The organism is Streptococcus mitis (genome assembly GCF_013305725.1).
GTDB lineage: Bacteria > Bacillota > Bacilli > Lactobacillales > Streptococcaceae > Streptococcus > Streptococcus mitis_BO.
Window position 1 is genome coordinate 488,582 of the sequence record NZ_CP047883.1, and the last position, 23,987, is coordinate 512,568.

Annotated in this window: 28 protein-coding genes; 21 read left to right on the forward strand and 7 right to left on the reverse strand. The window is 40.3% G+C overall.

The genetic code is table 11. The annotated features are described in order from the left end of the window. Nucleotides 1-42: 42 nt before the first annotated feature. The 3 genes from trxA to M594_RS02585 form a co-directional block, all read right to left on the reverse strand. Entirely contained in the window at nucleotides 43-357 is a 315-nt protein-coding gene (gene trxA / locus M594_RS02575; RefSeq protein ID WP_001029581.1) for a thioredoxin, read from the reverse strand. 15 nt (nucleotides 358-372) lie between these two features. Continuing rightward, on the reverse strand, nucleotides 373-594 hold the full coding sequence (locus tag M594_RS02580) for a DUF4649 family protein (protein WP_000570256.1): 222 nt from the start codon (nucleotides 592-594) through the stop codon (nucleotides 373-375). 99 nt (nucleotides 595-693) lie between these two features. Continuing rightward, nucleotides 694-1,074 (reverse strand): MarR family winged helix-turn-helix transcriptional regulator, encoded by a 381-nt coding sequence (locus M594_RS02585; protein ID WP_061590387.1) that lies wholly within the window; start codon nucleotides 1,072-1,074, stop codon nucleotides 694-696. 282 nt (nucleotides 1,075-1,356) lie between these two features. Between M594_RS02585 and M594_RS02590 the strand changes: the two genes are divergently transcribed. Beyond that, complete coding sequence (locus tag M594_RS02590) at nucleotides 1,357-1,731, forward strand: CidA/LrgA family protein (protein ID WP_000781325.1); 375 nt, start codon at nucleotides 1,357-1,359, stop codon at nucleotides 1,729-1,731. Further along, the gene (locus M594_RS02595) at nucleotides 1,728-2,423 is read left to right on the forward strand and encodes an LrgB family protein (RefSeq protein ID WP_001288952.1); all 696 of its coding nucleotides are present in this window, start codon (nucleotides 1,728-1,730) and stop codon (nucleotides 2,421-2,423) included. The genes M594_RS02590 and M594_RS02595 overlap by 4 nt, the downstream gene beginning before the upstream one ends. Nucleotides 2,424-2,756: 333 nt before the next feature. Here the strand turns inward: M594_RS02595 and M594_RS02600 are convergent, their stop codons facing one another. Continuing rightward, a complete protein-coding gene (locus M594_RS02600; RefSeq protein WP_173875876.1) occupies nucleotides 2,757-3,620 on the reverse strand; it encodes a helix-turn-helix domain-containing protein in 864 nt (287 codons plus the stop codon). 187 nt (nucleotides 3,621-3,807) lie between these two features. Here M594_RS02600 and M594_RS10090 point away from each other — a divergent pair, with 187 nt between their 5' ends. From M594_RS10090 to M594_RS02615, 4 genes are all read left to right on the forward strand, one after another. Beyond that, complete coding sequence (locus M594_RS10090; protein ID WP_000544605.1) at nucleotides 3,808-3,981, forward strand: PhrA family quorum-sensing system peptide; 174 nt, start codon at nucleotides 3,808-3,810, stop codon at nucleotides 3,979-3,981. 562 nt (nucleotides 3,982-4,543) lie between these two features. Beyond that, nucleotides 4,544-5,404 (forward strand): ABC transporter ATP-binding protein, encoded by an 861-nt coding sequence (locus tag M594_RS02605; RefSeq protein WP_001202678.1) that lies wholly within the window; start codon nucleotides 4,544-4,546, stop codon nucleotides 5,402-5,404. Continuing rightward, a complete protein-coding gene (locus tag M594_RS02610; protein WP_084930268.1) occupies nucleotides 5,385-6,038 on the forward strand; it encodes an ABC-2 transporter permease in 654 nt (217 codons plus the stop codon). The genes M594_RS02605 and M594_RS02610 overlap by 20 nt, the downstream gene beginning before the upstream one ends. A gap of 12 nt (nucleotides 6,039-6,050) precedes the next feature. Further along, a complete protein-coding gene (locus M594_RS02615; RefSeq protein WP_153198681.1) occupies nucleotides 6,051-6,215 on the forward strand; it encodes a hypothetical protein in 165 nt (54 codons plus the stop codon). Nucleotides 6,216-6,420: 205 nt separating this feature from the next. Here the strand turns inward: M594_RS02615 and M594_RS02620 are convergent, their stop codons facing one another. The 3 genes from M594_RS02620 to M594_RS02630 are packed head-to-tail and all read right to left on the reverse strand — an operon-like array spanning nucleotide 6,421 to nucleotide 8,266. Continuing rightward, entirely contained in the window at nucleotides 6,421-7,185 is a 765-nt protein-coding gene (locus M594_RS02620; RefSeq protein WP_125452812.1) for a hypothetical protein, read from the reverse strand. Between the two features lie 15 nt (nucleotides 7,186-7,200). Beyond that, a complete protein-coding gene (locus M594_RS02625) occupies nucleotides 7,201-7,896 on the reverse strand; it encodes an ABC transporter ATP-binding protein (protein ID WP_020903239.1) in 696 nt (231 codons plus the stop codon). Nucleotides 7,897-7,900: 4 nt separating this feature from the next. Next, nucleotides 7,901-8,266 carry a GntR family transcriptional regulator gene (locus M594_RS02630; RefSeq protein ID WP_173875877.1) on the reverse strand — a complete coding sequence of 122 codons (366 nt, stop codon included), beginning with the start codon at nucleotides 8,264-8,266 and terminating at the stop codon, nucleotides 7,901-7,903. A 139-nt stretch (nucleotides 8,267-8,405) separates the two neighbouring features. Between M594_RS02630 and nrdR the strand changes: the two genes are divergently transcribed. The 15 genes from nrdR (at nucleotide 8,406) to M594_RS02700 (ending at nucleotide 23,876) form a co-directional block, all read left to right on the forward strand. Continuing rightward, entirely contained in the window at nucleotides 8,406-8,879 is a 474-nt protein-coding gene (nrdR, locus tag M594_RS02635) for a transcriptional regulator NrdR (protein ID WP_001203672.1), read from the forward strand. Then, nucleotides 8,880-10,049: a replication initiation and membrane attachment family protein gene (locus tag M594_RS02640; RefSeq protein WP_173875878.1), complete on the forward strand. Its 1,170-nt coding sequence runs from the start codon at nucleotides 8,880-8,882 to the stop codon at nucleotides 10,047-10,049. Then, on the forward strand, nucleotides 10,050-10,946 hold the full coding sequence (gene dnaI / locus M594_RS02645) for a primosomal protein DnaI (RefSeq protein ID WP_173875879.1): 897 nt from the start codon (nucleotides 10,050-10,052) through the stop codon (nucleotides 10,944-10,946). Then, nucleotides 10,943-11,656, forward strand: a complete 714-nt coding sequence (locus tag M594_RS02650; RefSeq protein ID WP_173875880.1) for an NADPH-dependent oxidoreductase — start codon at nucleotides 10,943-10,945, stop codon at nucleotides 11,654-11,656. The genes dnaI and M594_RS02650 overlap by 4 nt, the downstream gene beginning before the upstream one ends. 13 nt (nucleotides 11,657-11,669) lie before the next feature. Continuing rightward, a complete protein-coding gene (gene der / locus M594_RS02655) occupies nucleotides 11,670-12,980 on the forward strand; it encodes a ribosome biogenesis GTPase Der (RefSeq protein ID WP_001207696.1) in 1,311 nt (436 codons plus the stop codon). 83 nt (nucleotides 12,981-13,063) lie between these two features. After that, on the forward strand, nucleotides 13,064-13,399 hold the full coding sequence (locus M594_RS02660) for a hypothetical protein (RefSeq protein WP_173875881.1): 336 nt from the start codon (nucleotides 13,064-13,066) through the stop codon (nucleotides 13,397-13,399). Nucleotides 13,400-13,464: 65 nt separating this feature from the next. Further along, nucleotides 13,465-13,812 (forward strand): hypothetical protein, encoded by a 348-nt coding sequence (locus M594_RS10095; protein WP_254597191.1) that lies wholly within the window; start codon nucleotides 13,465-13,467, stop codon nucleotides 13,810-13,812. 33 nt (nucleotides 13,813-13,845) lie between these two features. Further along, nucleotides 13,846-14,133 carry a hypothetical protein gene (locus M594_RS02665; protein ID WP_173875882.1) on the forward strand — a complete coding sequence of 96 codons (288 nt, stop codon included), beginning with the start codon at nucleotides 13,846-13,848 and terminating at the stop codon, nucleotides 14,131-14,133. A 145-nt stretch (nucleotides 14,134-14,278) separates the two neighbouring features. Continuing rightward, nucleotides 14,279-16,792 (forward strand): preprotein translocase subunit SecA, encoded by a 2,514-nt coding sequence (gene secA, locus M594_RS02670; RefSeq protein WP_045611122.1) that lies wholly within the window; start codon nucleotides 14,279-14,281, stop codon nucleotides 16,790-16,792. A gap of 80 nt (nucleotides 16,793-16,872) precedes the next feature. After that, complete coding sequence (locus M594_RS02675; protein ID WP_049500894.1) at nucleotides 16,873-17,904, forward strand: 3-deoxy-7-phosphoheptulonate synthase; 1,032 nt, start codon at nucleotides 16,873-16,875, stop codon at nucleotides 17,902-17,904. Between the two features lies 1 nt (nucleotide 17,905). Continuing rightward, on the forward strand, nucleotides 17,906-18,937 hold the full coding sequence (locus tag M594_RS02680; RefSeq protein ID WP_140833763.1) for a 3-deoxy-7-phosphoheptulonate synthase: 1,032 nt from the start codon (nucleotides 17,906-17,908) through the stop codon (nucleotides 18,935-18,937). Nucleotides 18,938-18,981: 44 nt separating this feature from the next. Next, the gene (gene acpS, locus M594_RS02685) at nucleotides 18,982-19,344 is read left to right on the forward strand and encodes a holo-ACP synthase (RefSeq protein ID WP_125458261.1); all 363 of its coding nucleotides are present in this window, start codon (nucleotides 18,982-18,984) and stop codon (nucleotides 19,342-19,344) included. Next, nucleotides 19,334-20,437: an alanine racemase gene (gene alr / locus M594_RS02690; RefSeq protein ID WP_173875883.1), complete on the forward strand. Its 1,104-nt coding sequence runs from the start codon at nucleotides 19,334-19,336 to the stop codon at nucleotides 20,435-20,437. The genes acpS and alr overlap by 11 nt, the downstream gene beginning before the upstream one ends. An 18-nt stretch (nucleotides 20,438-20,455) precedes the next feature. Then, the gene (recG, locus tag M594_RS02695) at nucleotides 20,456-22,471 is read left to right on the forward strand and encodes an ATP-dependent DNA helicase RecG (RefSeq protein WP_173875884.1); all 2,016 of its coding nucleotides are present in this window, start codon (nucleotides 20,456-20,458) and stop codon (nucleotides 22,469-22,471) included. A 424-nt stretch (nucleotides 22,472-22,895) separates the two neighbouring features. Beyond that, nucleotides 22,896-23,876 carry an acetylxylan esterase gene (locus M594_RS02700; RefSeq protein WP_173875885.1) on the forward strand — a complete coding sequence of 327 codons (981 nt, stop codon included), beginning with the start codon at nucleotides 22,896-22,898 and terminating at the stop codon, nucleotides 23,874-23,876. Nucleotides 23,877-23,987 lie beyond the last annotated feature (111 nt).

A 23,987-nucleotide genomic window follows, 5' to 3' on the forward strand; every position in this document is an offset into this window, starting at 1 on the left:
AAGAAAAAAGAGACCAAAGAAAGTACTTGGTCTCTAATGTTATTAGCTCAATTCAGCAACGATGGCCTTGATTTGTTCTGCTGTGTGAACACCAGCAACTTGTTTCACCACTTGGCCGTCTTTTTTGAAGAGAAGAGTTGGGATAGACATGATTCCAAAAGCACGAGCTGTGTTTGGATTTTCATCAACGTCCATTTTAACGATTTTCAAAACATCTTCTGAAAGTTCTTCAGACAATTTATCCAAGATTGGACCTTGCATACGACATGGACCACACCAAGTTGCCCAGAAGTCTACCAAGACCAAACCGTCTTTTGTTTCTTGTTCGAATGTTGCATCTGTAATTGCTTTTGCCATTGTATTTCTCCTTTTTTAGTTATATTGGCTTAAATCTTGTTTCATGAGATAGAAGAAGACATCTCCATAAGTCCCATGGTAGTCCAAATCATGACCGTTGTAAGTTAATTTTTGGACAGGGTAGTAGTCTGCGACGCCGATAAGGCAAGCTTGTTGTGAACGATCAAAGTCTTCATAAGATTCGAAGGTTACAGTTCTTTCGTTCTTGCTGGCATCTAGATAGGTAATTTCAATCATGTTTAAAACTCCTTTGTTTAATGATGACTTTATTTTACTCCTTGTAAAAGAGAATGTCAAGAAAAATGATTGCGCACGCAACTTTTTTCTAAAATCATCTTAAATCAAGAAATCTAAACCAGTTTCCAAGCTTGCTTCGACAGCCTTTTGTAGCGAGGCCAGTGTCTTTTGCCCATCACCTGTCAGGCAGATAAAACTAGAGCGCCTATCTTGATCACAACACCTGCGACTAAGCAGACCACAATTTTTGGCTTCCAAGCGAGCCACCATCCGAGAAACAGCGCTCGGGCTCAGATGAAGCTTATCTGGCAGGTCAATCTGGCGTAGAGATTTTTCTTGAGCCAAGTCCAGATAGTAGAGGAGGTAGAATTCTTTCAAGGTCAGACTTTGCTCGCTCTGCTGGGCAATGGTCTCTTCCAAGAGACTTTCAATTTCTTTCTGACGCCGATTGAAGTCAAACCATTTTTCTAAATAGGTCATAGTATCTCCTTTCTTTTTAGAGTTATAAGATAGAAGAATGTCCATTCACGGACAATCTCTGCATCACAAGATGATTGCGCATGCAATAATTATACTACTTTTCAAGAAGGCTGGCAAGAAAGACGCTGAAATCTTTTATCCTAAATTACGCTGTTTTCACTAGTCTTTAATTGTCTGTATCCCCTTTCCTCTCTAATTTTTAATGACTTTTGTGCATTTCCTTGAAATTTTCTGAAAAAAGAGTAAACTGGTATGCAAGAAGTCTATTTCGTGGAGTTTAGGATGAAATTATATGTTCAATTAATGATTCTCTTTGTGATTTCTCTAATCGGAGAGGGAATTTCCAGTTTCTTTCATTTGCCTATCCCAGGCAGTATTATCGGTTTGATTATTCTTTTTCTAGCCCTACAATTCAAGTGGCTGAGAACTAGGCATGTCAACATGGTGGGGAATTTCTTGCTGGCCAATATGACCATTCTCTTTTTGCCGCCAGCAGTGGGAATCATGGAAAAGTTTGATGTGATTGCTCCCTATCTTTTGCCCATTGTTTTGATTGTCTTTTTTGCAGCAGTCATCAATATTATCCTCATAGCCTTGGTAGTTCAGTTCATCAAACGACGGTTTGAGGGAGATTATGAGAAAGGAGATGCCAAATGAGTGAATTTGTTTCCAATCCCCTGTTTGGGCTGGCCCTGTCTATCTTAGCCTATCTAGTGGGAATGCTGATTTACAGACGTTTTCCCCATCCATTGACAACGCCCTTGCTTTTGTCAGCTGTTTTCATTATCATCTTTCTAAAAGTGACGGGTATTTCTTACCAAGATTACTACCAAGGTGGGGTTTATTTGAACAACTTGATTGTCCCATCGACTGTTGCTCTAGGGATTCCCCTTTATAAGAGTTTTCACTTGATGAAGCACCATGCTCGGAGTATTCTCTTTGGTAGTCTGCTAGCAGTAGTTGTCAATACCTCTTTCACAGCCCTTGTGGCGAAAATATTTGGCATGGATTTTTTCCTAGCCATTTCTCTCTTTCCCAAGTCAGTAACAACCGCCATGGCAGTGGGAATCACAGAAAAATTGCAAGGTCTGACGACCGTGACCTTGGTGGTTGTAGTGGCAACTGGGATTTTAACCAGTGTCATCGGCCCAACCCTTTTGAAGTGGTTGAAAATTGACGACCCAGTAGCTGTTGGTCTTTCCCTTGGAGGAACAGGCCATGCAGTCGGAACAGGGACAGCCTTTCGATATGGCTCTGTAGCAGGAGCCATGGGTGGTTTGGCTATCGGTGTTACCGGTATTCTCTATGTCTTTGTCAGCCCTATCGTAGCCAGTTTGATATTGAGTTAAAAAGAGGCTGGGACAAAAAGATTTTGATTTTAGGAATTCTTTATTATAAAATTTTAAAATCGATAGATTAGATAAAAAAGCGAACAAAACAGAATTCTAAGTTTCAGATAACTCGTTTTGTTCGCTTTTTATATTTAAGGTTAGACTTTTGTCCCAGCCTCTTTTGATACCGAAAGTTCTATAATGAAGTTAGAAGATTAGAGAAATTTGCCAACATACTTGATAAAATAAAACCTCAAAATACCACTAATTTATGAAGTGAATTTGAATCAAGCTGGTTATTAGCTTTAGGGGTTATTCAAAGTTTAAGAAGAATTCTAATGATAGGATAAATTAAACAGTATCTAATTCCTTCAAATAATTTTCTATCTTCATCAACATTAAAGGATTGTTATAAATCTTACATAACTCTCTTGCTTCTATATAATAATTTTTGACTTGTTCTTTGTCTAGAAATTTGGCTCCAGCATTTCCTACAAGAATAAGTAGAGGAGCCAGTTGGTAGCTTGTCTGTCTTTGTTTACAGAGTTCAATCGTCTCAAGAGCTTCTTGGATGGCTTCGTTATATTTTTCCTTTGACATTAGGTAGTGAGCGTAGTTGTAACGAACTCTGATGTATCCAAATAAAAACTCTTGATGCTCAAAATTTTTTGTCTGATATAACTCCATTAAATGAGAGTAGTTTGCCTCATATTCTTGTTCACGACCCACTAAGGAATAGAAATTAGATAGAGTATTCAATACCTTTAAATAAATCAGAGTATTTGAAGAGACTTTTAATAATATATTTTCCAATGAAGAAATAGCCTCACACTTACTGTCATATTGATAGAAGTCAATAATAGCTTTAATCCATTCAAGGTAAGTTCGGTCTTCTAGTGTTAGAAAAGTACTTCGTTCAATCTCTATTCTATAAATATATTCCAAATCGTCATAATTTCTATCATCTAATAGGCGAGTAGATAATTGCTTGAAATTAGAGAGGTTAGATTTAATTTCAATTTGTTCATTGAAAAAGTAATCTAATGGTACTTCAAGTCGTTGTGAGAGTTTGAACAAAAGGTCTGCGGAGGGAATGAAATGCCCTCTCTCAATTTTACTAATCTGGCTTTGTTCACAAATTCCTTCTGCAAGAGTTTGTTGGGAGAGTCTCAACTCTTTTCTTTTCAATCTGAATTTCTCTGCGAGTGTATTCATTAAAGATAATAATCCTTCCTATTTGCTTAATTTCATTATAAAATTTTTAGTTCAAAATAGCAAGTTAAAGAAATAAATAATTCTCTATGGTAATAATAATAAAAAAAAGTTCAAAACGCAATAAAAATACTTGGCCAAATAATATATATATGTTAAAATAAAAACAAGGAAACAGAAAGGGGTTTCATTGCATGAGAAAAAACGTGGAATTAAAAAATTAGTTACATTTGCATTACTAGGTGTTTTTATGTTTAGTAATACAATTCCTTACCAACAATTCATTCAGAAGAATAAACAATTGGAGATTCGAGTGCAATCACAAAAGAAGTCCAATGGTCTTGATGTTGGGAAGGCTGATTAGTTGATTAAATGATGAAAATACTATTAACTATATAGTATTTCTGTTTTATCTAACTTTTAATTAGAAAGAAGTAATTCGAATGTAGTAGGGTTTGATTTGTTGATACTTCTAAAGGCAGTCATTGCTATTGTTAGATTTTAAGTGAAAGAAGTGAGGGCTTTACAATGAAGAAAAGCATAAAAAAAAATAATTACAACATCTTTACTTACACTGACTTTAGCTGGTGCAGGTGATTCGATTGTTTCAACTGTAACAGTTTGGTATAAAGGTAGTGCAGTTTATTGGAATTATGGTCGTACTGCTGGTCTTTGGAGCTATTCAAATGTTCAGGCTAGTGTTTACGAACACTCAGCAACTGCTAACGGGACATTCTCAGGCTGGCAATCCCCTGGAGTAGAAGAACATGTTTCTAAATTCATTGGAACTGTACAGCTGAATGTTACTGGAATTAAAAAAACTTAATGTGCCAAATAAAGTTAATATTTTATTGGCGAGTCTTATTTTTTTAGGGAATAGCTTAACGATTTTATACATGATGTTATAATTTAGATGAGGTGTTAACATGAGAGCCAGATCAATAGTTAATATAAAAAATTTAACCAAGCAGTATGGGGATTTTCAATTGCAAGTCCGTAACTTAGAGATTCCGGAAGGTAAGGTTATTGGACTGATTGGTGAAAACGGAGCTGGTAAATCTACTTTACTGAATCTGATTTTAAATCAACTACAGATTGAGAAGGATAGTATAAGGGTTTTTGAACAAACTTATTCAGAGCATGAGCAAGATATTAAATCGAAACTAGGGGTTGTCTTAGAACAAAACTTTTTTCCAGTTTCATTTTCGGTGGAGCAAGTTGAAAGAATGATGAGCATGATTTATCCTAGTTGGGATAAAAAGTTATTTTACACTTTTATTCAAAAGTTTAACTTACCATCTCAAAAACAGATGAAAGAATTTTCCAGAGGAATGGTGGTGAAACTTAATTTTGCGTCTGCACTCGCTCATCGCCCGAGACTATTAATTGCAGATGAGGCCACAAGTGGCTTGGATCCTATTGTTAGGCGAGAGATCTTATCTATTTTAGAAGAGTATGTTAAAAAAGAGAATATGACTGTAATCTTATCTTCACATATTTTGAGTGACTTAGAACAGGCGGCAGATTATTTTATTTTTATCCATAATGGGGAGATTCTTCTAGAGGGAGACAGAGAAAATTTATTGAACCGATTTATGATTAAAACAGAAATAAAGAACAATATGGATCAAGTAGACATTTATTATAAATTAGAAGAGGGTGATAGTGTTCGATATTTAGTAGTTGTATCTGACAAGAGTAAAGACGAGAGTAATTATGCAACGCTTTGGGAAATTTTATTGTTTTTAGTCAAAGGAGAACGAATAAATGAAAGGACTACTATATAAAGATGCGCAACTTATTTTAAATAAAGTAAAGATAATCAATAGAATATTTATTGCCTTAGCCTTATTCTTAATTACAATCTTTGCAAGAGAATCGGGGACAATTTTTTTACTAATAGTGTTACCAATAAGTTTAGCTTCTCTTCCCACAACTTTAGTTGTATCAGATAGTGAGAATGGTTGGAATCAATTTGTAGGAGTTTTTCCAATTTCAAAATCTAAGATAATTTTAGCGCGGTATCTCTCTTGTATTTCTTTTATTCTTTTGGTAAGTTCTATAGTATTGAGTTTAAGTCTTGCTACCCATGTCATGTTTAATCAATACAGTCTCAATCTACATTTAATTATGGCATTGATTGGAGTAATCTTTGGAATCATGTATGTAGCCTTATTGCTTCCTTCCGTATATGCCTTTGGTGCTTTTGGAAATACGATTGTCAATATACTGGTACTATCGTTAGTTATGGGATTAGTGTATGGTCTTCAGAAAACGACTTTCGGCATGATTTTCATTAACTGGATTAGTTCAGCTAATCATTTCCTTCTAGTTATAAGTATCATAATTTTGGTCAGTATCATGATTGGGGTTTCTTTTATACTTTCAACTAAAATCTATTGTAAAATATTTATGAAGTAAAGGAGCAGTGCTATGAATAATAAGAAAATATGTCGTCTAATATCTATATGTTTAGCAATCTTTTCAGCTGTTCTTGCAGTCGTTTTATTTGCATGGGGAGAAAGAGGGCAAGTTTTTATAGCTATGGTACCTCTCTTTTTATCAAAGTTCGTAGATAATATTGGAAAAAATAAATGACGAATGACTGTGCTTGGTAGGTAAAATGAAGTTGGTGTTTTGAGGCTGGGCAAAAACTCAATTAGAGGAGAAAATAAAGCAAATTTTCTAACAATAAAACGCATAATATCAAGGATTTTTAACACTTGATATTATGCGTTTTCTGATTTTAAAGACTTTTTGTCCTATGAGTATGTTATATATCTAGGTAAAAATTATTTAAAAACTATTGCAAATTAACCTTGTTTTTCAAAATATAGTAGGTTCCGAGGTAAAAGATAGCTATGAATATGAGTTCTTCAAAAATTCCTGTACTTGCTCCAATATAGAAATTATCATTAAATCCTGCAAGTGAATTGACATAGAAGTTAGTACTGGTATTGAAGAAAACTCCAATAAATCCTATGACGATTTGGATACCAATGTAGGCTGCAACAGCGAGTGCTGTACGGTATTCATTGAACAGTTGTCCAATGGAAATGGCCAAGTAGATGCAGAGGATTCCAGAAATGGTATTTAGTAGGAAGGATAAGACAGTAAGACTAAAGCCGGTAAAATGTTCTGCAACAAATGACAGAAGAGTAGAAAGTTGAACTTCATCAGAATTTGTTGACAATAAGATAATATAGATACATAGGAGTAAGACAGCAGTGCTAATCAACGACCAGATAAAGGCACCGATTAGTTTGGCTGTGATGATATGGTGTTCAGAAACTGGCAAGGTTAAAGTCAGATAGCCTTGTCGGTCATAGACACTTCCTTTGAATCGTTTAATAATCAAGAAGATAGTTGAAATCACAAGTGTAACCATCAAACCACCAAAGACAGTAGATAGAAAAAAAAGTAGAACAGATAGATTTTTTTCAGGTAGTTTGATTAAGGATTGTGTCTGAATTCCAATAAGAACAGAGAGGAAGAGAACAGCACCATAAAGAGCTAAATACCACTTGTTAACATTTTTAAATTCGTAGCGAACTAAATTCCAAAACATAATAATCTCCTTTGCTTAGGCCTTAAATTCCTGACGGAAGAGTTGGTCAATGGATTCACCTGACTCATAGCGAATATCGTCTACATTACCTTGACGAACGACTTTTCCATCTTTGAGGAAGATAATTTCATCCAAGATTGGCTCGATATCAGAAATCAAGTGGGTAGAAATCAAAACGGTAGAAGTTGGGGAGTAGTTGTTGATAATGGTATTGAGGATATACTCACGGGCTGCTGGGTCCACCCCACCAATGGGTTCGTCTAAAACGTAGAGACGAGCATCACGGCTCATAACTAAAATTAGTTGGACCTTTTCCTTGTTCCCTTTTGATAGTTTCTTGAGACGACTATTTTCATCAATGCCCAGATCTGCAAGCAGATGATGGGCGCGTTCAAGATTGAAATCTTTATAGAAGGTCTTAAAGTAGGTTAGGGCTTCTTTGACCTTCATTTGCTCATTGAGATAGGTCGTATCCGGCAAATAAGCTACGATAGCCTTGGTTGCTGGGCTTGGATCCATGTCGTTGATCAGGACACGTCCTTGATCTGGTTGCAAGAGGCCGTTGATTAGTTTAATCAGGGTTGTTTTTCCTGAACCGTTTGGCCCAAGGAGACCAACAATTTTTCCAGCGGGGATGTCAAGAGAAACATTTTCAAGGGCTGGGGTTGCTCCATAAGATTTGGATACATTTTCAAATGCTAGTAATGACATAGGCTTAAACTCCTTTAATATAATCGCCGACTACGCCTGGTAGTTCTTCTTTTTCATAGCCAAAATGGGTCATGGAGGAAACGAAGTGTTCCAATTCTTCTTCTGATAATAGTTTGCGTGATTGGGCGATTAGCTCCTTATCCTCAGTCACAAACCGTCCAGTTGTGCGCTTGCTGTAGACAAATCCTTCTCGTTCAAGGTCTGACAAGGCTCTTTGGATGGTGTTTGGATTGACACCGGCCTCGCTTGCTAGCTCTCTCACGGTTGGAAGTTGTTGATTGGGTTCCAGTGTATGGGAAACAATCTGAAGCTTGATTTTCTCCATAATTTGTAAATAAATGGGTTTTTTGTTGTCAAATGTCCAGGACATCTTGGTCTCCTTTCTTTTATCCTTTTGTCTTAATTAAATAATACAACAAAACAAAAAACTTGTCAAGCAAAAAGAAGAATTGTTTTGGGAATCGTTTAAAAAATGGTATAATGAAAAGAAAACGATAAGGAGGGAAAGGATGCGTTGTCCAAAATGTGGGGCTACCAAGTCAAGTGTTATCGATAGTCGCCAAGCAGAAGAAGGGAACACCATTCGTAGAAGACGTGAGTGCGATGAATGCCAACACCGTTTTACAACCTACGAACGAGTAGAAGAAAGAACCTTAGTGGTTGTTAAAAAAGATGGCACACGGGAACAATTCTCCAGAGATAAAATCTTTAATGGAATTATCCGCTCAGCCCAGAAACGTCCTGTGTCAAGTGATGAAATAAACATGGTAGTCAATCGTATCGAACAGAAACTCCGTGGTCGAAATGAAAATGAAATTCAAAGTGAGGACATTGGTTCACTCGTCATGGAGGAGTTGGCTGAGTTGGATGAGATTACCTATGTACGTTTTGCCAGTGTCTATCGTAGTTTTAAGGATGTGAGTGAGTTAGAGAGCTTGCTCCAACAAATCACCCAGTCCTCAAAAAAGAAAAAGGAAAGATAAATGAAGCCAATTGACCGTTTTTCTTATCTAAAGAATAATCGGGTGTCGCAAGATACCTCATCTCTGGTACAGTGCTACCTCCCGATTATCGGTCAGGAGGCGCTGAGCCTTTATCTTTATACGATTAGTTTTTGGGATAATGGTAGAAAGGAATACCTCTTTTCAAGCATTCTCAATCATCTCAACTTTGGGATGGATAGACTGATAAAATCCTTGAAAATCCTATCTGCTTTTAATCTCTTGACCCTCTATCAAAAGGGGGACGTTTATCAGCTAGCTATCCATGCCCCTCTTTCGAGTCAGGACTTCTTGGAACATCCTGTTTATCGCAGACTTTTGGAGAAAAAAATTGGCGATGCAGCTGTGGAGGATTTGAAACTTGAAAGTGCTGAGGGAGAAGAAATACCTGTCTCACTCAATCAAGTCTTTCCAGACTTAGCAGAACTGGGAAGTCAAGAAGACCTTGGTCTCAAGAAGAAAGTGGCCAACGATTTTGACTTGGACCATTTTCGTCAGCTTATGGCTCGAGATGGGCTTCGCTTTGCGGATGAGCAGTCCGATGTCTTAAATCTCTTTGCCATTGCTGAGGAAAAGAAGTGGACTTGGTTTGAGACCTATCAACTGGCTAAGTCAACAGCGGTTTCCCAGGTTATTTCAACCAAACGCATGCGGGAAAAAATCGCTCAAAAACCAGTTTCCTCTGACTTTAGTCCTAAGGAAGCAACCATTATCAAGGAAGCAAAAAGTAAGACTGCCCTGCAGTTCTTGGCAGAAATCAAGCAGACACGCAAGGGGACCATTACCCAAACAGAAAGAGAACTCTTGCAACAGATGGCTGGTTTGGGCTTGCTGGATGAAGTCATCAATATTATTCTCTTATTGACCTTTAATAAGGTGGATTCGGCAAATATCAATGAGAAATATGCCATGAAGGTAGCCAATGACTACACCTATCAAAAGATACATTCGGCAGAAGAGGCAGTCTTGCGCATCCGTGAGAGAGGGCAGAAAACAAAAACGCAAAAACAGAATCAGACTGCCCCAGCAAAAACCAATGTTCCTAAATGGAGTAATCCTGAGTATAAAAATACGTCATCCGCTGAGGAATTAGAAGAGATGGAACGCCAAACCCTAGAATTATTAGCAAAATTAGATAACGGAGGTGATTAGATGGAAAGTGTCGGAGATGTACTCAAACGTCAACCAAGTCGTTTTCACTATCAAGATTTGGTCCAGAAAATCATGAAGGATCCTGATGTTGCGGCCTTTATCCAGCAGGAGTCCCTCAATCAGGACGAGTTGAACCGTAGTATTTCCAAGTTTAACCAATACATCACTGAGAGAGATAAATTCCTCCGAGGAGATACAGATTATATTGCCAAAGGCTACAAGCCTATACTAGTCATGAACCATGGCTATGCGGATGTTTCTTATGAAGAAACTCCTGAACTAATCGCAGCTGAAAAAGAAGCGGCTATCAAGAAACGTCTCAACTTAATTAATTTTCCATCTAGCCTGAAAAATGTCAGTTTTTTAGATGTTTATCGTGATGATGTTCAGCGTTTCACTGTTCTAAAAAGAATGATAGAATTTGTTAACGATTACCCCAATAATTTGAAAGGTCTTTACTTGTATGGAGACTTTGGTGTGGGTAAAAGTTTCATGGTGGCTGCCTTAGCCCATGATTTATCAGAAAAACGTGGTGTTTCATCCACTCTCCTCCACTATCCTAGCTTTGTCATTGATGCCAAAAATGCCATTAGTGATGGCAGTGTTAAGACCTTGGTGGATGAGCTTAAACTTTCTGAAGTCCTGATTTTAGATGATATTGGTGCCGAGCAATCAACAGCTTGGGTGCGGGATGAAATCCTACAAGTTATTCTCCAATATCGGATGCAGGAAAATTTACCGACCTTTTTCACCTCCAACTTCAACTTTGAAGAATTGGAGCAGCATTTCGCTAAAGGGAAACATGGAAATGACGAAACCTGGGAAGCCAGACGCGTCATGGAACGCATCCGTTATTTGGCTGAGGAGACTCGTTTAGAAGGAGTGAACCGTCGATGACAGAAACGATTAAACTGATGAAAGCTCATAAGTCTGTTCGAAGATTTAAGGAGCAAGTCATCCCTCAGGAGGATTTGACTGAAATCCTGACAGCAGCCCAGATGGCCTCGTCTTGGAAGAATTTTCAATCCTACTCTGTGATTGTGGTACGAAGTCAAGAAAAGAAAGATGCCTTGTATGAATTGGTACCTCAAGAAGCCATTCGACAGTCAGCTGTTTTCCTTCTCTTTGTCGGAGACTTGAACCGTGCAGAAAAGGGAGCACGACTCCATACGGATACCTTCCAACCTCAAGGTGTAGAAGGTCTCTTGATTAGTTCGGTCGATGCGGCTCTTGCTGGCCAAAATGCTCTACTAGCAGCTGAAAGCTTGGGCTATGGCGGTGTCATTATTGGATTGGTGCGGTACAAGTCAGAAGAAGTAGCAGAACTCTTTAATTTGCCTGACTACACCTATCCTGTCTTTGGGATGGCACTAGGACTACCAAATGAAGAACATGAAGTCAAACCTCGCTTGCCATTGAATCAAGTGGTATTTGAGGAAGAATATCAGGAACAAACAGTTGATGTGATTGAGGCTTATGACCGTGTACAGGCTGACTATGCTGGGGCGCGTGCAACCACAAGCTGGAGTCAGCGCCTAGCAGAACAGTTTGGTCAAGCTGAACCAAGCTCAACTAGAAAAAATCTTGAACAGAAGAAGTTATTGTAGAAAGTGAGAAATTATGGCCCTACCAACTATTGCCATTGTAGGACGTCCCAATGTTGGGAAATCAACCCTATTTAATCGGATCGCTGGTGAGCGAATCTCCATTGTAGAAGATGTCGAAGGAGTGACACGTGACCGTATCTATGCAACGGGTGAGTGGCTCAATCGTTCGTTTAGCATGATTGATACAGGAGGAATCGATGATGTCGATGCTCCTTTCATGGAACAAATCAAGCACCAGGCAGAAATTGCCATGGAAGAAGCAGATGTTATCGTCTTTGTCGTGTCTGGTAAGGAAGGAATTACCGATGCAGACGAATATGTAGCCCGTAAACTTTATAAGACCCACAAACCAGTTATCCTCGCAGTTAACAAGGTGGACAACCCTGAGATGCGAAATGATATCTATGATTTCTATGCTCTCGGTTTGGGTGAACCACTGCCAATCTCATCTGTCCATGGGATCGGTACAGGAGATGTGCTAGATGCCATCGTGGAAAATCTTCCAAATGAATATGAGGAAGAAAATCCAGATGTCATTAAGTTTAGTTTGATTGGTCGTCCAAACGTTGGAAAGTCAAGTTTGATCAATGCTATCTTGGGAGAAGACCGTGTCATTGCTAGTCCCGTTGCTGGAACAACTCGTGATGCAATTGATACCCACTTTACAGATACAGATGGTCAAGAGTTTACCATGATTGATACGGCTGGTATGCGTAAGTCTGGTAAGGTTTATGAAAATACTGAGAAATACTCTGTCATGCGTGCCATGCGTGCTATTGACCGTTCAGATGTGGTCTTAATGGTCATCAATGCGGAAGAAGGCATTCGTGAATACGACAAGCGTATCGCAGGATTTGCCCATGAAGCTGGTAAAGGGATGATTATCGTGGTCAACAAGTGGGATACACTTGAAAAAGATAACCACACTATGAAAAACTGGGAAGAAGATATTCGTGAGCAGTTCCAGTACCTGCCTTATGCACCGATTATCTTTGTATCAGCCTTGACCAAGCAACGTCTCCACAAACTTCCTGAGATGATTAAGCAAATCAGCGAAAGTCAAAACACACGTATTCCATCAGCTGTCTTGAACGATGTGATTATGGATGCTATTGCCATCAACCCAACACCGACAGACAAAGGGAAACGCCTCAAGATTTTCTATGCGACCCAAGTGGCAACCAAACCACCAACCTTTGTTATCTTTGTCAACGAAGAAGAACTCATGCACTTTTCTTACCTGCGTTTCTTGGAAAATCAAATCCGCAAGGCCTTTGTCTTTGAGGGAACTCCGATTCATCTCATCGCAAGAAAACGTAAATAAAAAAGTAGAATCTGGAATGACATTTCCAGATTTTTTTGATAGAATGAAGTTGAAGAAAACGCTATCAAAAAGAGGTGCCGCTGATGGAACATTTATTTAAATTCTTACTTTTAGCACCGTACTTTTATTTTGATAACTGGATTGAAAAGGCCAACAGAAATAGTAAATTTTTCCCGATTTTTTACTATTTTTACTGGGTTTACATCCCCCTTTATTCTCTTTTTAGCCTTGCTTGGACAGTTGTTTCAGTTCTGTTTTTCAATATCGTCTTGAGAAATGTGACAGATATCAAGTTTTGGGGCATTTGGTTTCTTTTTCTTCTGCTAGCTATTGGTCTGAATTGGTTAACTTATTCCTGTTTCAGAAAAATGTTTCGCTTGAGACGGGAGCTAGGGAAGTCTAAAGGCGGCAAGCATTGATTTATATTGGTAATAACATTTAATAGAACGAAACTAAAGAAAACAATTTCAAAGAGGAGGTGTCGATGATGATACTGTCGTTTAATTGGTTTCATTTGATACTCTTATTTCCTTGTTTATATTTTTTCTATTGGATAGACAATGCTGACAGAAACAGTAAAATTTTCCCCATCTTATACTATTTTTACTGGATTTATATTTCCCTTTTAGCTCTGTTTAGCATGGATATGACAATTTTATCATTCTTATTTTTCCCTTTTGTTCTAAATTATGTATCAGATGCTAGTGATTGGGGTGTTTGGTTTCTTTTGATAGTCTTATCTCTAGGCAGTGACTGGTTAACCTATATCTTTTTCAAAAAAATGTTTCGCTTGAGACGGGAACTAGGACAATCTAAAGGCGAAAGGCATTGATTTATATCGGTTTCTATTTATAGGAGGTAGCTTATGGCACATCTAAAATCATTTATTACACGCTATTCCAAGGTTTATATTGGTTTAGTTCTGCTGATCTGGCTGGCTTTCTTCTTTGTTCCTTGGGGCAGTCCGATTCTGGGGGGGAAGATTGACCTCTTCAGCATACAGAAAGTCTTGCTAGTTTTTGGCATTCTGTCCATTTTGATGGCCTTGTTGTCCAAGAAAGTCAGTCTATTTGTTTTTGGACTTATCTGTTGTCTTTCTCTTTGGATTAATCTATTTATCCTATTTGCCATTTTGCCGATTTTTGGAAATTAAACACTTAAAAAATAGAGAGAGGTTAGCTTGGAAACTAGCCTCTTTTTCCATTTTGAAATGGGGATTCTTCCTTGAAAATAATCAGTAATTGTGCTAAAATTAAAAGAACATTCTAAAATATTCGGAATTTAAAGTAAGGAAAAACATGGCTAATATTTTAAAAACAATTATCGAAAATGATAAAGGAGAAATCCGTCGTCTGGAAAAGATGGCTGACAAGGTTTTCAAATACGAAGACCAAATGGCTGCTTTGACAGATGACCAACTAAAAGCAAAAACAGTTGAATTTAAAGAACGTTATCAAAATGGAGAATCACTGGATTCATTGCTTTATGAAGCATTTGCGGTTGTCCGTGAGGGTGCCAAACGTGTCCTAGGTCTCTTCCCATATAAGGTTCAGGTTATGGGGGGAATCGTTCTTCACCATGGTGACGTGCCAGAGATGCGTACAGGGGAAGGAAAAACCTTGACTGCGACTATGCCAGTATACCTCAATGCTCTTTCAGGTAAAGGGGTTCACGTAGTTACGGTCAATGAATATCTATCAGAACGTGACGCGACTGAGATGGGTGAATTGTACTCATGGCTTGGTTTGTCAGTAGGGATTAACTTGGCTGCCAAATCTCCAATGGAGAAAAAAGAAGCCTATGAGTGTGATATTACCTACTCAACCAACTCAGAAATCGGATTTGACTACCTTCGTGACAACATGGTCGTTCGTGCTGAAAACATGGTACAACGCCCGCTTAACTATGCCTTGGTCGATGAGGTTGACTCTATCTTGATTGACGAGGCCCGTACACCTTTGATCGTATCAGGTGCTAACGCAGTTGAAACCAGTCAGCTCTACCACATGGCAGACCACTATGTAAAATCTTTGGACAAAGACGACTACATCATCGATGTGCAGTCTAAGACTATTGGTTTGTCTGATTCAGGGATTGATAAGGCTGAAAGCTACTTCAAACTTGAAAATCTCTATGACATCGAAAACGTAGCTCTGACTCACTTTATCGATAACGCCCTTCGTGCCAACTACATCATGCTTCTCGATATTGACTATGTCGTGAGCGAAGAGCAAGAAATTCTGATCGTCGACCAATTTACGGGTCGTACTATGGAAGGTCGTCGTTATTCTGATGGATTGCACCAAGCCATTGAAGCTAAAGAAGGTGTGCCAATTCAGGATGAAACCAAGACATCTGCCTCAATCACTTACCAAAACCTCTTCCGTATGTACAAGAAATTGTCTGGTATGACGGGTACAGGTAAGACTGAGGAAGAAGAATTCCGTGAAATCTACAACATTCGTGTTATTCCAATCCCAACAAACCGTCCTGTTCAACGTATTGACCACTCAGACCTTCTTTATGCAAGTATCGAGGCTAAGTTTAAGGCGGTTGTTGAAGATGTTAAGGCTCGTTACCAAAAAGGTCAGCCTGTCTTGGTTGGTACAGTAGCGGTTGAAACCAGTGATTACATTTCTAAGAAATTGGTCGCAGCTGGCGTTCCTCACGAAGTCCTAAATGCTAAAAACCACTATAAAGAAGCCCAAATCATCATGAATGCTGGTCAACGTGGTGCCGTTACTATCGCAACAAACATGGCGGGTCGTGGTACTGACATCAAGCTTGGTGAAGGGGTTCGCGAATTGGGTGGACTTTGTGTTATTGGTACAGAACGCCATGAAAGTCGTCGTATCGATAACCAGCTTCGTGGACGTTCAGGTCGTCAAGGAGACCCAGGTGAGTCACAATTCTATCTCTCTCTTGAAGATGATTTGATGAAACGTTTTGGTTCTGAACGTTTGAAGGGAATCTTTGAACGTCTCAACATGTCTGAGGAGGCCATTGAGTCTCGTATGTTGACACGTCAGGTTGAAGCAGCGCAAAAACGTGTCGAAGGAAATAACTACGATACCCGTAAACAAGTCCTTCAATATGATGATGTCATGCGTGAACAACGTGAGATTATCTACGCTCAACGTTACGACGTCATCACTGCAGATCGTGATTTGGCACCTGAAATTCAGGCAATGATCAAACGCACGATTGGTCGTGTCGTTGATGGTCATGCGCGTGCCAAACAAGATGAAAAACTAGAAGCAATTTTGAACTTTGCTAAGTACAACTTGCTTCCTGAAGATTCTATTACGATGGAAGACTTGTCAGGCTTGTCTGATAAGGCAATTAAGGAAGAGCTCTTCCAACGTGCCTTGCAAGTTTACGATAGTCAGGTTTCAAAACTACGCGATGAAGAAGCAGTGAAAGAATTCCAAAAAGTCTTGATTCTACGAGTGGTGGATAACAAGTGGACAGATCATATCGATGCCCTCGATCAATTGCGTAACGCGGTTGGACTTCGTGGTTATGCTCAGAACAACCCTGTTGTTGAGTATCAGGCGGAAGGTTTCCGTATGTTTAATGACATGATTGGTTCGATTGAGTTTGATGTGACACGCTTGATGATGAAAGCACAAATTCATGAACAAGAAAGACCACAAGCAGAACACCATATCAGTACAACAGCGACTCGTAATATCGCTGCCCACCAAGCAAATATGCCTGAAAATCTGGATTTGAGCCAGATTGGACGCAATGAACTTTGCCCATGTGGTTCTGGTAAGAAGTTTAAAAACTGTCACGGTAAAAGACAATAAAATGAGATAGTTTAGAGGCGGATACCTTGTGAAAAGTAAATTTTTACTTGGTATCCGTTTACTTTATAAGGAGATGAGTTATGGTATTTACAGCAAAAAGTCCTAAAATTAATATTGAAGAAGTTCGTGCCTTATCAAAATTAGAAGGCCAAGCTTTGGAGAGAAAATCACAGCGCGATCAAGAGCTAGAAGCCATTATACGTGGAGAAGACCAGCGGATTCTCTTGGTAATCGGGCCATGCTCATCTGACAATGAAGAAGCTGTTCTTGAGTACGCTAAGCGTTTGGCAGCTTTGCAAGAAGAAGTGGCAGACCGTATCTTTATGGTTATGCGTGTTTATACTGCCAAACCTCGTACCAACGGAGATGGCTATAAGGGCTTGATTCACCAGCCTAATGCGACAGAAGCGCCTAGTCTTATAAATGGAATCAAAGCAGTTCGCCATCTTCATTATCGTGTTATCACGGAAACAGGTATGACGACAGCTGACGAAATGCTTTATCCTGAAAATCTTCCGCTTGTAGATGATTTGATTTCTTACATGGCAGTTGGTGCTCGTTCAGTTGAAGATCAGCAACACCGCTTTGTGGCCAGTGGAGCAGATTTCGCGACTGGCTTTAAAAATCCAACCTCTGGAAATCTCAATGTCATGTTTAATGGAATTTATGCTGCTCAAAATAAACAAAGCTTCCTTTTCTTAGGAAAAGAAGTGGAAACAACTGGGAACCCGCTTTCGCACGCCATTCTTCGTGGAGCGATCAATGAGTATGGTAAGAATATTCCTAACTACTACTATGATAATTTGATGGATACCATTGCCCAATATGAGAAAATGGGCTTGGAAAATCCTTTTATCATTGTGGACACCAATCATGACAATTCTGGTAAGCAATACATGGACCAGATTCGAATTGTCCGCCAGACCTTAATTAATCGTGATTGGAATGAAAAAATCAAGCAGTACGTTCGTGGCTTTATGATTGAGTCTTATCTAGAAGACGGCCGTCAAAACGAACCAGAAGTATTTGGCAAGTCTATCACGGACCCTTGCCTAGGCTGGGAAAATACAGAAGCCCTTGTCAGAGAAATCTACCAAACGCTAGGAGAATAAGATGGCATTTATTGAAAAAGGTCAAGAAATCGATATTGAAGCAATCAAGGCAGAAACCCAATTGTCTGCGGAAGCCTTGCGTCTAAAAGAGCGTCGTGATAGAGAATTGGCAGACATTATTTCAGGAGAAGATGACCGTATCCTTTTGGTGATTGGTCCTTGCTCTTCTGATAATGAAGAGGCTGTCTTGGAATATGCCCGCCGTTTATCTGCCTTGCAGAAGAAGGTGGCGGACAAGATTTTCATGGTTATGCGTGTTTATACTGCCAAACCTCGTACTAACGGAGACGGCTATAAAGGTTTGGTTCACCAACCAGATACTTCTAAGGCTCCAAGTCTGATTAACGGTTTGCAGGCTGTGCGCCAGTTGCACTACCGCGTGATTACAGAGACAGGTTTGACAACGGCAGATGAGATGCTTTATCCATCAAATCTGGTTTTGGTAGATGATTTGGTCAGCTACCATGCTGTGGGGGCTCGTTCTGTGGAAGACCAAGAGCACCGCTTTGTGGCCTCAGGGATTGATGCACCGGTCGGGATGAAAAATCCAACTTCTGGAAACCTTGGGGTCATGTTTAACGGTATCTATGCCGCTCAGAACAAACAAACCTTCCTCTTTCATGGTCAAGAAGTTGAAACTTCAGGAAATCCCTTGGCTCACGTCATCCTTCGTGGTGCAGTTAATGAATATGGGAAAAATGAGCCTAACTTTTACTATGAAACTTTGCTAAATGCCATTGAACGTTATGAGACAATGGGACTTGAAAATCCCTTTATCCTCATTGATACCAACCATGATAATTCTGGCAAGCAATATATGGAGCAGATTCGAATTGTTCGTCAGACCTTGCAGAATCGTGATTGGAATGAGAAGATTAAAAAGATAGTTCGAGGCTTTATGATTGAATCTTACCTAGCAGATGGTCGTCAAAACCAACCAGAGGTCTTTGGTTGCTCTATTACGGATCCTTGCCTAGGTTGGGAAAATACAGAGGCCTTGGTAGAAGAGATTTACGCTACCTTGACAAAATAAGTGAAAAGGATGGAGTTGGGGAATCTCAACTCCTTTTGATGAGAATGATAGTTGGACACGGAATTGACATCGAAGAATTGGCTTCGATAGAAAGCGCAGTTACACGACATGAAGGCTTTGCTAAGCGCGTGCTGACCGCTAAGGAAATGGAGCGCTTCACCAGTCTCAAAGGGCGCAGGCAAATAGAATATTTAGCTGGTCGCTGGTCGGCTAAAGAAGCCTTTTCTAAGGCAATGGGAACGGGTATTGGCAAGCTCAGTTTTCAGGATTTGGAAGTCTTGAATAATGAACGCGGGGCGCCTTATTTTAGTCAGTCACCATTTTCAGGAAAGATTTGGCTGTCTATCAGCCACACCGATCAGTTTGTGACAGCCAGTGTCATTTTGGAGGAAAATCATGAAAGCTAGTCCACATAGACCAACCAAGGCTCTGATTCATCTGGGAGCTATTCGACAAAATATTCAGCAAATGGGAGCTCATATCCCTCAAGGAACGCTCAAATTTGCAGTAGTCAAGGCTAATGCCTATGGGCATGGGGCTGTTGCTGTTGCGACGGCTATTCAAGATGATGTTGATGGTTTTTGCGTTTCGAATATTGATGAAGCCATTGAACTCAGACAGGCTGGACTCAGCAAGCGAATCCTCATTTTAGGAGTTTCTGACATCGAAGCTGTTTCTCTTGCTAAAGAATACGATATCACCTTGACTGTGGCTGGACTGGAGTGGATTCAAGCACTCTTAGATAAGGAAGTGAACCTAACTGGATTGACAGTCCACCTCAAGATTGATTCAGGAATGGGACGGATTGGTTTTCGAGAGGCCAGTGAAGCTAATCTGGCTCAAGACTTGCTCAAGCAACATGGTGCTCGTGTTGAGGGAATTTTTACCCACTTTGCTACTGCAGACGAGGAATCAGATGACTACTTTAATGCCCAGTTAGAACGGTTTAAAACTATTTTAGCCAGTATGAAAGGTCTTCCAGAGCTGGTTCATGCTAGCAATTCTGCAACGACCCTTTGGCATGCAGAGACTATTTTCAATGCGGTCCGTATGGGAGACGCTATGTATGGTCTTAACCCTAGTGGAGAGGTCTTGGACTTGCCCTATGACTTGACTCCAGCCTTGACCTTGGAATCGGCTCTGGTTCATGTCAAGACAGTTTCAGCTGGAGCTTGCATGGGCTACGGAGCGACCTATCAGGCGGATAGCGAGCAAGTCATCGCGACCGTGCCAATCGGCTATGCGGATGGTTGGACACGAGATATGCAGAATTTCATGGTCTTGGTAGATGGGCAAGCTTGCCCAATTGTTGGACGAGTTTCTATGGACCAAATCACTATTCGTCTGCCTAAGCTTTATCCCTTAGGAACCAAAGTCACCCTCATTGGTTCTAATGGGGGCAAGGAGATCACAGCTACTCAGGTAGCGACCTACCGTGGAACCATTAACTATGAAGTGGTTTGTCTTCTCAGCGACCGCATTCCGAGAGAATATTATTAGAAAAGAAAGGAGTGGAGCATGAATCTACATCAACCCTTGCATGTCTTACCTGGTGTGGGACCAAAGTCAGCAGAAAAATACGCCAAACTAGGAATTGAAAATTTGCAAGACCTCTTGCTCTACTTTCCTTTCCGTTATGAAGACTTTAAGACTAAGCAGGTGCTGGAGCTAGAAGACGGCGAGAAGGCGGTTCTTTCTGGTCAGGTCGTGACTCCTGCTAGTGTTCAGTATTATGGATTTAAGCGCAATCGCCTGCGTTTTAGCCTCAAGCAGGGAGAAGTCGTTTTTGCGGTGAATTTTTTTAACCAGCCCTATCTAGCAGATAAGATAGAGTTGGGAGCAACTCTTGCCGTCTTTGGAAAATGGGACCGTGCCAAGGCTAGTCTAACTGGGATGAAGGTCCTGGCTCAGGTGGAAGATGACCTCCAACCTGTTTATCGCTTGGCTCAGGGAATCAGTCAAGCCAGTCTGGTCAAGGTCATCAAGACGGCTTTTGATCAGGGACTGGACCTCTTGATAGAAGAAAATCTTCCCCAGTCTTTGCTGGACAAATACAAACTCATGTCCCGTTGTCAGGCTGTTCGTGCCATGCATTTTCCCAAGGATTTGGTAGAATACAAGCAGGCTCTTCGCCGTATCAAATTTGAGGAACTTTTTTATTTCCAAATGCAGTTACAGACGCTCAAGTCTGAAAATAGAATTCAGGGAAGCGGTCTGGTTCTGAATTGGTCTCAGGAAAAAGTGACAGCAGTCAAGGAAAGCCTTCCTTTTGCCTTGACACAAGCTCAGGAAAAGAGTTTGCAGGAAATTTTGGCCGACATGAAGTCCGACCACCACATGAATCGTCTCCTACAAGGGGATGTGGGGAGCGGAAAAACAGTAGTTGCTGGCTTGGCCATGTTTGCAGCAGTGACAGCTGGGTACCAGGCTGCTCTCATGGTGCCAACAGAGATTTTAGCAGAGCAGCATTTTGAGAGTTTACAGAACCTCTTTCCCGACTTGAAACTGGCTCTCTTGACAGGTTCCTTGAAAACTGCAGAAAAGAGAGAAGTCTTGGAGACTATTGCCAAGGGTGAGGCTGATTTGATTATCGGAACCCATGCTCTGATTCAGGATGGAGTGGATTATGCTCGTCTGGGCTTGATTATCATCGATGAGCAGCACCGCTTTGGTGTGGGGCAAAGGCGTGTTCTGAGAGAAAAAGGGGATAATCCAGATGTTCTCATGATGACAGCGACTCCTATTCCACGGACGCTGGCCATCACAGCCTTTGGCGATATGGATGTTTCCATTATCGACCAGATGCCAGCAGGGCGGAAGCCTATTGTGACACGCTGGATCAAACATGAGCAATTACCTCAGGTCTTGACTTGGTTAGAGGGGGAAATCCAAAAAGGTTCTCAAGCCTATGTCATCTCTCCCTTGATTGAAGAATCAGAAGCTCTGGATTTGAAAAATGCCATTGCCTTATCAGAGGAGTTGACGGCTCATTTTGCAGGAAAGGCAGAAGTTGCTCTTCTACATGGTAAGATGAAGAGTGATGAAAAAGACCAGATTATGCAGAATTTCAAAGAGAGAAAAACGGATATTCTGGTTTCGACAACGGTTATCGAGGTTGGGGTTAATGTTCCCAATGCGACAGTTATGATTATCATGGATGCCGATCGGTTCGGTCTCAGCCAGCTTCACCAGCTCAGAGGTCGTGTCGGTCGGGGGGACAAGCAGTCCTATGCTGTTCTCGTTGCCAATCCCAAGACGGATTCTGGGAAAGACCGCATGCGCATCATGACAGAAACCACCAATGGATTTGTCCTGGCCGAAGAAGATTTGAAAATGCGTGGTTCAGGTGAAATTTTTGGAACCAGACAGTCAGGTCTTCCAGAGTTCCAAGTGGCTGATATTATCGAGGATTTTCCGATTTTAGAAGAAGCCAGAAAGGTTGCTAGCTACATTAGTTCGATAGAAGCTTGGCAAGAGGATCCAGAATGGCGCATGATTGCCCTTCATATGGAAAAGAAAGAACATTTAGATTAATACTCTTCGAAAATCAAATTCAAACCACGTCAGCTTCGCCTTGTCGTACTCAAGTACTGCCTACGGCTAGCTTCCTAGTTTGCTCTTTGATTTTCATTGAGTATAAGCTTTCTATAAGGAAATCTTAAGCTAGCTTTCAGGTTTGGCCCTTATACTAGAATCATCAAAAAGAAACGAGGACTCTCACATGACCGTAACGATTAAAGTAAATTACCAAACCACTTTCCAAAAGAAAGAAGCAACAAAATAATATAAATATAAGGAAGAAAGAGCGAAATGCTCTTTTTTTGTTTCTAAAACTACTTTCATTTGGTAGGTTTGAAGAAAGGAAATCTAAATTCATTCTCTATTTACCCTTCTTTCTTGCAATGCCTTTCTAGATATGCTACAGTGGTGGTAGCGATTACAAAAAAAGGAGTATGTTATGAAAAATCCAGCTTTGTTAGAAGAAATCAAGACTTATAGAGGACGGGATGAGGTTCCAGAAGACTTTGATGCTTTCTGGGATGAGGAAGTGAAAAAAGTTTCAACACTTCCAGCCTACCAGTTGGAGGAGAGAGATTTCCACATTCCTCAAGTAAAGTGCTATGAATTAACATTTGAAGGAACCAATGAAGGAAAGGTCTATGCACGAGTTGTTCTTCCAAAGAGTGAGGAGAAGGTTCCGATAATCTTCCATTTCCATGGTTATATGGGACGTGGCTGGGATTGGGCCGACATGTTGGCCTTCACCGTAGCTGGTTACGGTATTGTTTCCATGGACGTTCGAGGTCAGTCGGGCTATTCACAAGACGGCTTACGTTCTCCTCTAGGAAATACGGTCAAGGGTCACATTATCCGTGGTGCTGTGGAAGGTCGGGCTCACCTCTTTTATAAGGATGTTTATCTGGATACTTACCAGTTGGTCGAAATTGTTGCTAGTCTGCCTGAGGTGGATGAGAAGTATCTTTCTAGCTATGGTGCCTCACAAGGAGGCGCTCTAGCCTTGGTTGCGGCAGCGCTCAATCCTCGGATTCAGAAAACAGTTGCTATCTATCCTTTCTTGTCAGACTTCAGACGAGTGCTTGAGATTGGGAATACTAGCGAGGCTTACGACGAACTTTTCCGTTATTTCAAGTTCCACGATCCCTTCCATGAAACAGAGGACGACATCATGGCGACCCTTGCCTATATCGATGTGAAAAATCTTGCCCATCGTATCAAGGGTGAGGTTAAGATGATTACGGGCTTGGACGATGATGTTTGCTATCCTATTACCCAGTTTGCGATTTACAACCGTCTGACCTGCGATAAGGCCTATCGCATCATGCCTGAGTATGCTCACGAAGCCATGAATGTATTTGTCAATGACCAAGTCTACAACTGGCTCTGTGGTAGTGAGATTCCTTTTAAGTACATAAAATAATGAATGAGAGAGTCCAGTAGCTCTCTTTTTGTATATGGAAATTGAAAGTACTTTTAAAAATATTAAAACATTAAAATATTACTGAAAGTAAAATCTATTCTATGGCAAGCT

Bases quoted from the DNA above. Each gene is read 5' to 3' on its own strand.
- trxA (WP_001029581.1), bottom strand. From the start codon at position 357: ATGGCAAAAGCAATTACAGATGCAACATTCGAACAAGAAACAAAAGAC.
- M594_RS02580 (WP_000570256.1), bottom strand. From the start codon at position 594: ATGATTGAAATTACCTATCTAGATGCCAGCAAGAACGAAAGAACTGTA.
- M594_RS02585 (WP_061590387.1), bottom strand. From the start codon at position 1,074: ATGACCTATTTAGAAAAATGGTTTGACTTCAATCGGCGTCAGAAAGAA.
- M594_RS02590 (WP_000781325.1), top strand. From the start codon at position 1,357: ATGAAATTATATGTTCAATTAATGATTCTCTTTGTGATTTCTCTAATC.
- M594_RS02595 (WP_001288952.1), top strand. From the start codon at position 1,728: ATGAGTGAATTTGTTTCCAATCCCCTGTTTGGGCTGGCCCTGTCTATC.
- M594_RS02600 (WP_173875876.1), bottom strand. From the start codon at position 3,620: ATGAATACACTCGCAGAGAAATTCAGATTGAAAAGAAAAGAGTTGAGA.
- M594_RS02605 (WP_001202678.1), top strand. From the start codon at position 4,544: ATGAGAGCCAGATCAATAGTTAATATAAAAAATTTAACCAAGCAGTAT.
- M594_RS02610 (WP_084930268.1), top strand. From the start codon at position 5,385: ATGAAAGGACTACTATATAAAGATGCGCAACTTATTTTAAATAAAGTA.
- M594_RS02615 (WP_153198681.1), top strand. From the start codon at position 6,051: ATGAATAATAAGAAAATATGTCGTCTAATATCTATATGTTTAGCAATC.
- M594_RS02620 (WP_125452812.1), bottom strand. From the start codon at position 7,185: ATGTTTTGGAATTTAGTTCGCTACGAATTTAAAAATGTTAACAAGTGG.
- M594_RS02625 (WP_020903239.1), bottom strand. From the start codon at position 7,896: ATGTCATTACTAGCATTTGAAAATGTATCCAAATCTTATGGAGCAACC.
- M594_RS02630 (WP_173875877.1), bottom strand. From the start codon at position 8,266: ATGTCCTGGACATTTGACAACAAAAAACCCATTTATTTACAAATTATG.
- nrdR (WP_001203672.1), top strand. From the start codon at position 8,406: ATGCGTTGTCCAAAATGTGGGGCTACCAAGTCAAGTGTTATCGATAGT.
- M594_RS02640 (WP_173875878.1), top strand. From the start codon at position 8,880: ATGAAGCCAATTGACCGTTTTTCTTATCTAAAGAATAATCGGGTGTCG.
- dnaI (WP_173875879.1), top strand. From the start codon at position 10,050: ATGGAAAGTGTCGGAGATGTACTCAAACGTCAACCAAGTCGTTTTCAC.
- M594_RS02650 (WP_173875880.1), top strand. From the start codon at position 10,943: ATGACAGAAACGATTAAACTGATGAAAGCTCATAAGTCTGTTCGAAGA.
- der (WP_001207696.1), top strand. From the start codon at position 11,670: ATGGCCCTACCAACTATTGCCATTGTAGGACGTCCCAATGTTGGGAAA.
- M594_RS02660 (WP_173875881.1), top strand. From the start codon at position 13,064: ATGGAACATTTATTTAAATTCTTACTTTTAGCACCGTACTTTTATTTT.
- M594_RS10095 (WP_254597191.1), top strand. From the start codon at position 13,465: ATGATGATACTGTCGTTTAATTGGTTTCATTTGATACTCTTATTTCCT.
- M594_RS02665 (WP_173875882.1), top strand. From the start codon at position 13,846: ATGGCACATCTAAAATCATTTATTACACGCTATTCCAAGGTTTATATT.
- secA (WP_045611122.1), top strand. From the start codon at position 14,279: ATGGCTAATATTTTAAAAACAATTATCGAAAATGATAAAGGAGAAATC.
- M594_RS02675 (WP_049500894.1), top strand. From the start codon at position 16,873: ATGGTATTTACAGCAAAAAGTCCTAAAATTAATATTGAAGAAGTTCGT.
- M594_RS02680 (WP_140833763.1), top strand. From the start codon at position 17,906: ATGGCATTTATTGAAAAAGGTCAAGAAATCGATATTGAAGCAATCAAG.
- acpS (WP_125458261.1), top strand. From the start codon at position 18,982: ATGATAGTTGGACACGGAATTGACATCGAAGAATTGGCTTCGATAGAA.
- alr (WP_173875883.1), top strand. From the start codon at position 19,334: ATGAAAGCTAGTCCACATAGACCAACCAAGGCTCTGATTCATCTGGGA.
- recG (WP_173875884.1), top strand. From the start codon at position 20,456: ATGAATCTACATCAACCCTTGCATGTCTTACCTGGTGTGGGACCAAAG.
- M594_RS02700 (WP_173875885.1), top strand. From the start codon at position 22,896: ATGAAAAATCCAGCTTTGTTAGAAGAAATCAAGACTTATAGAGGACGG.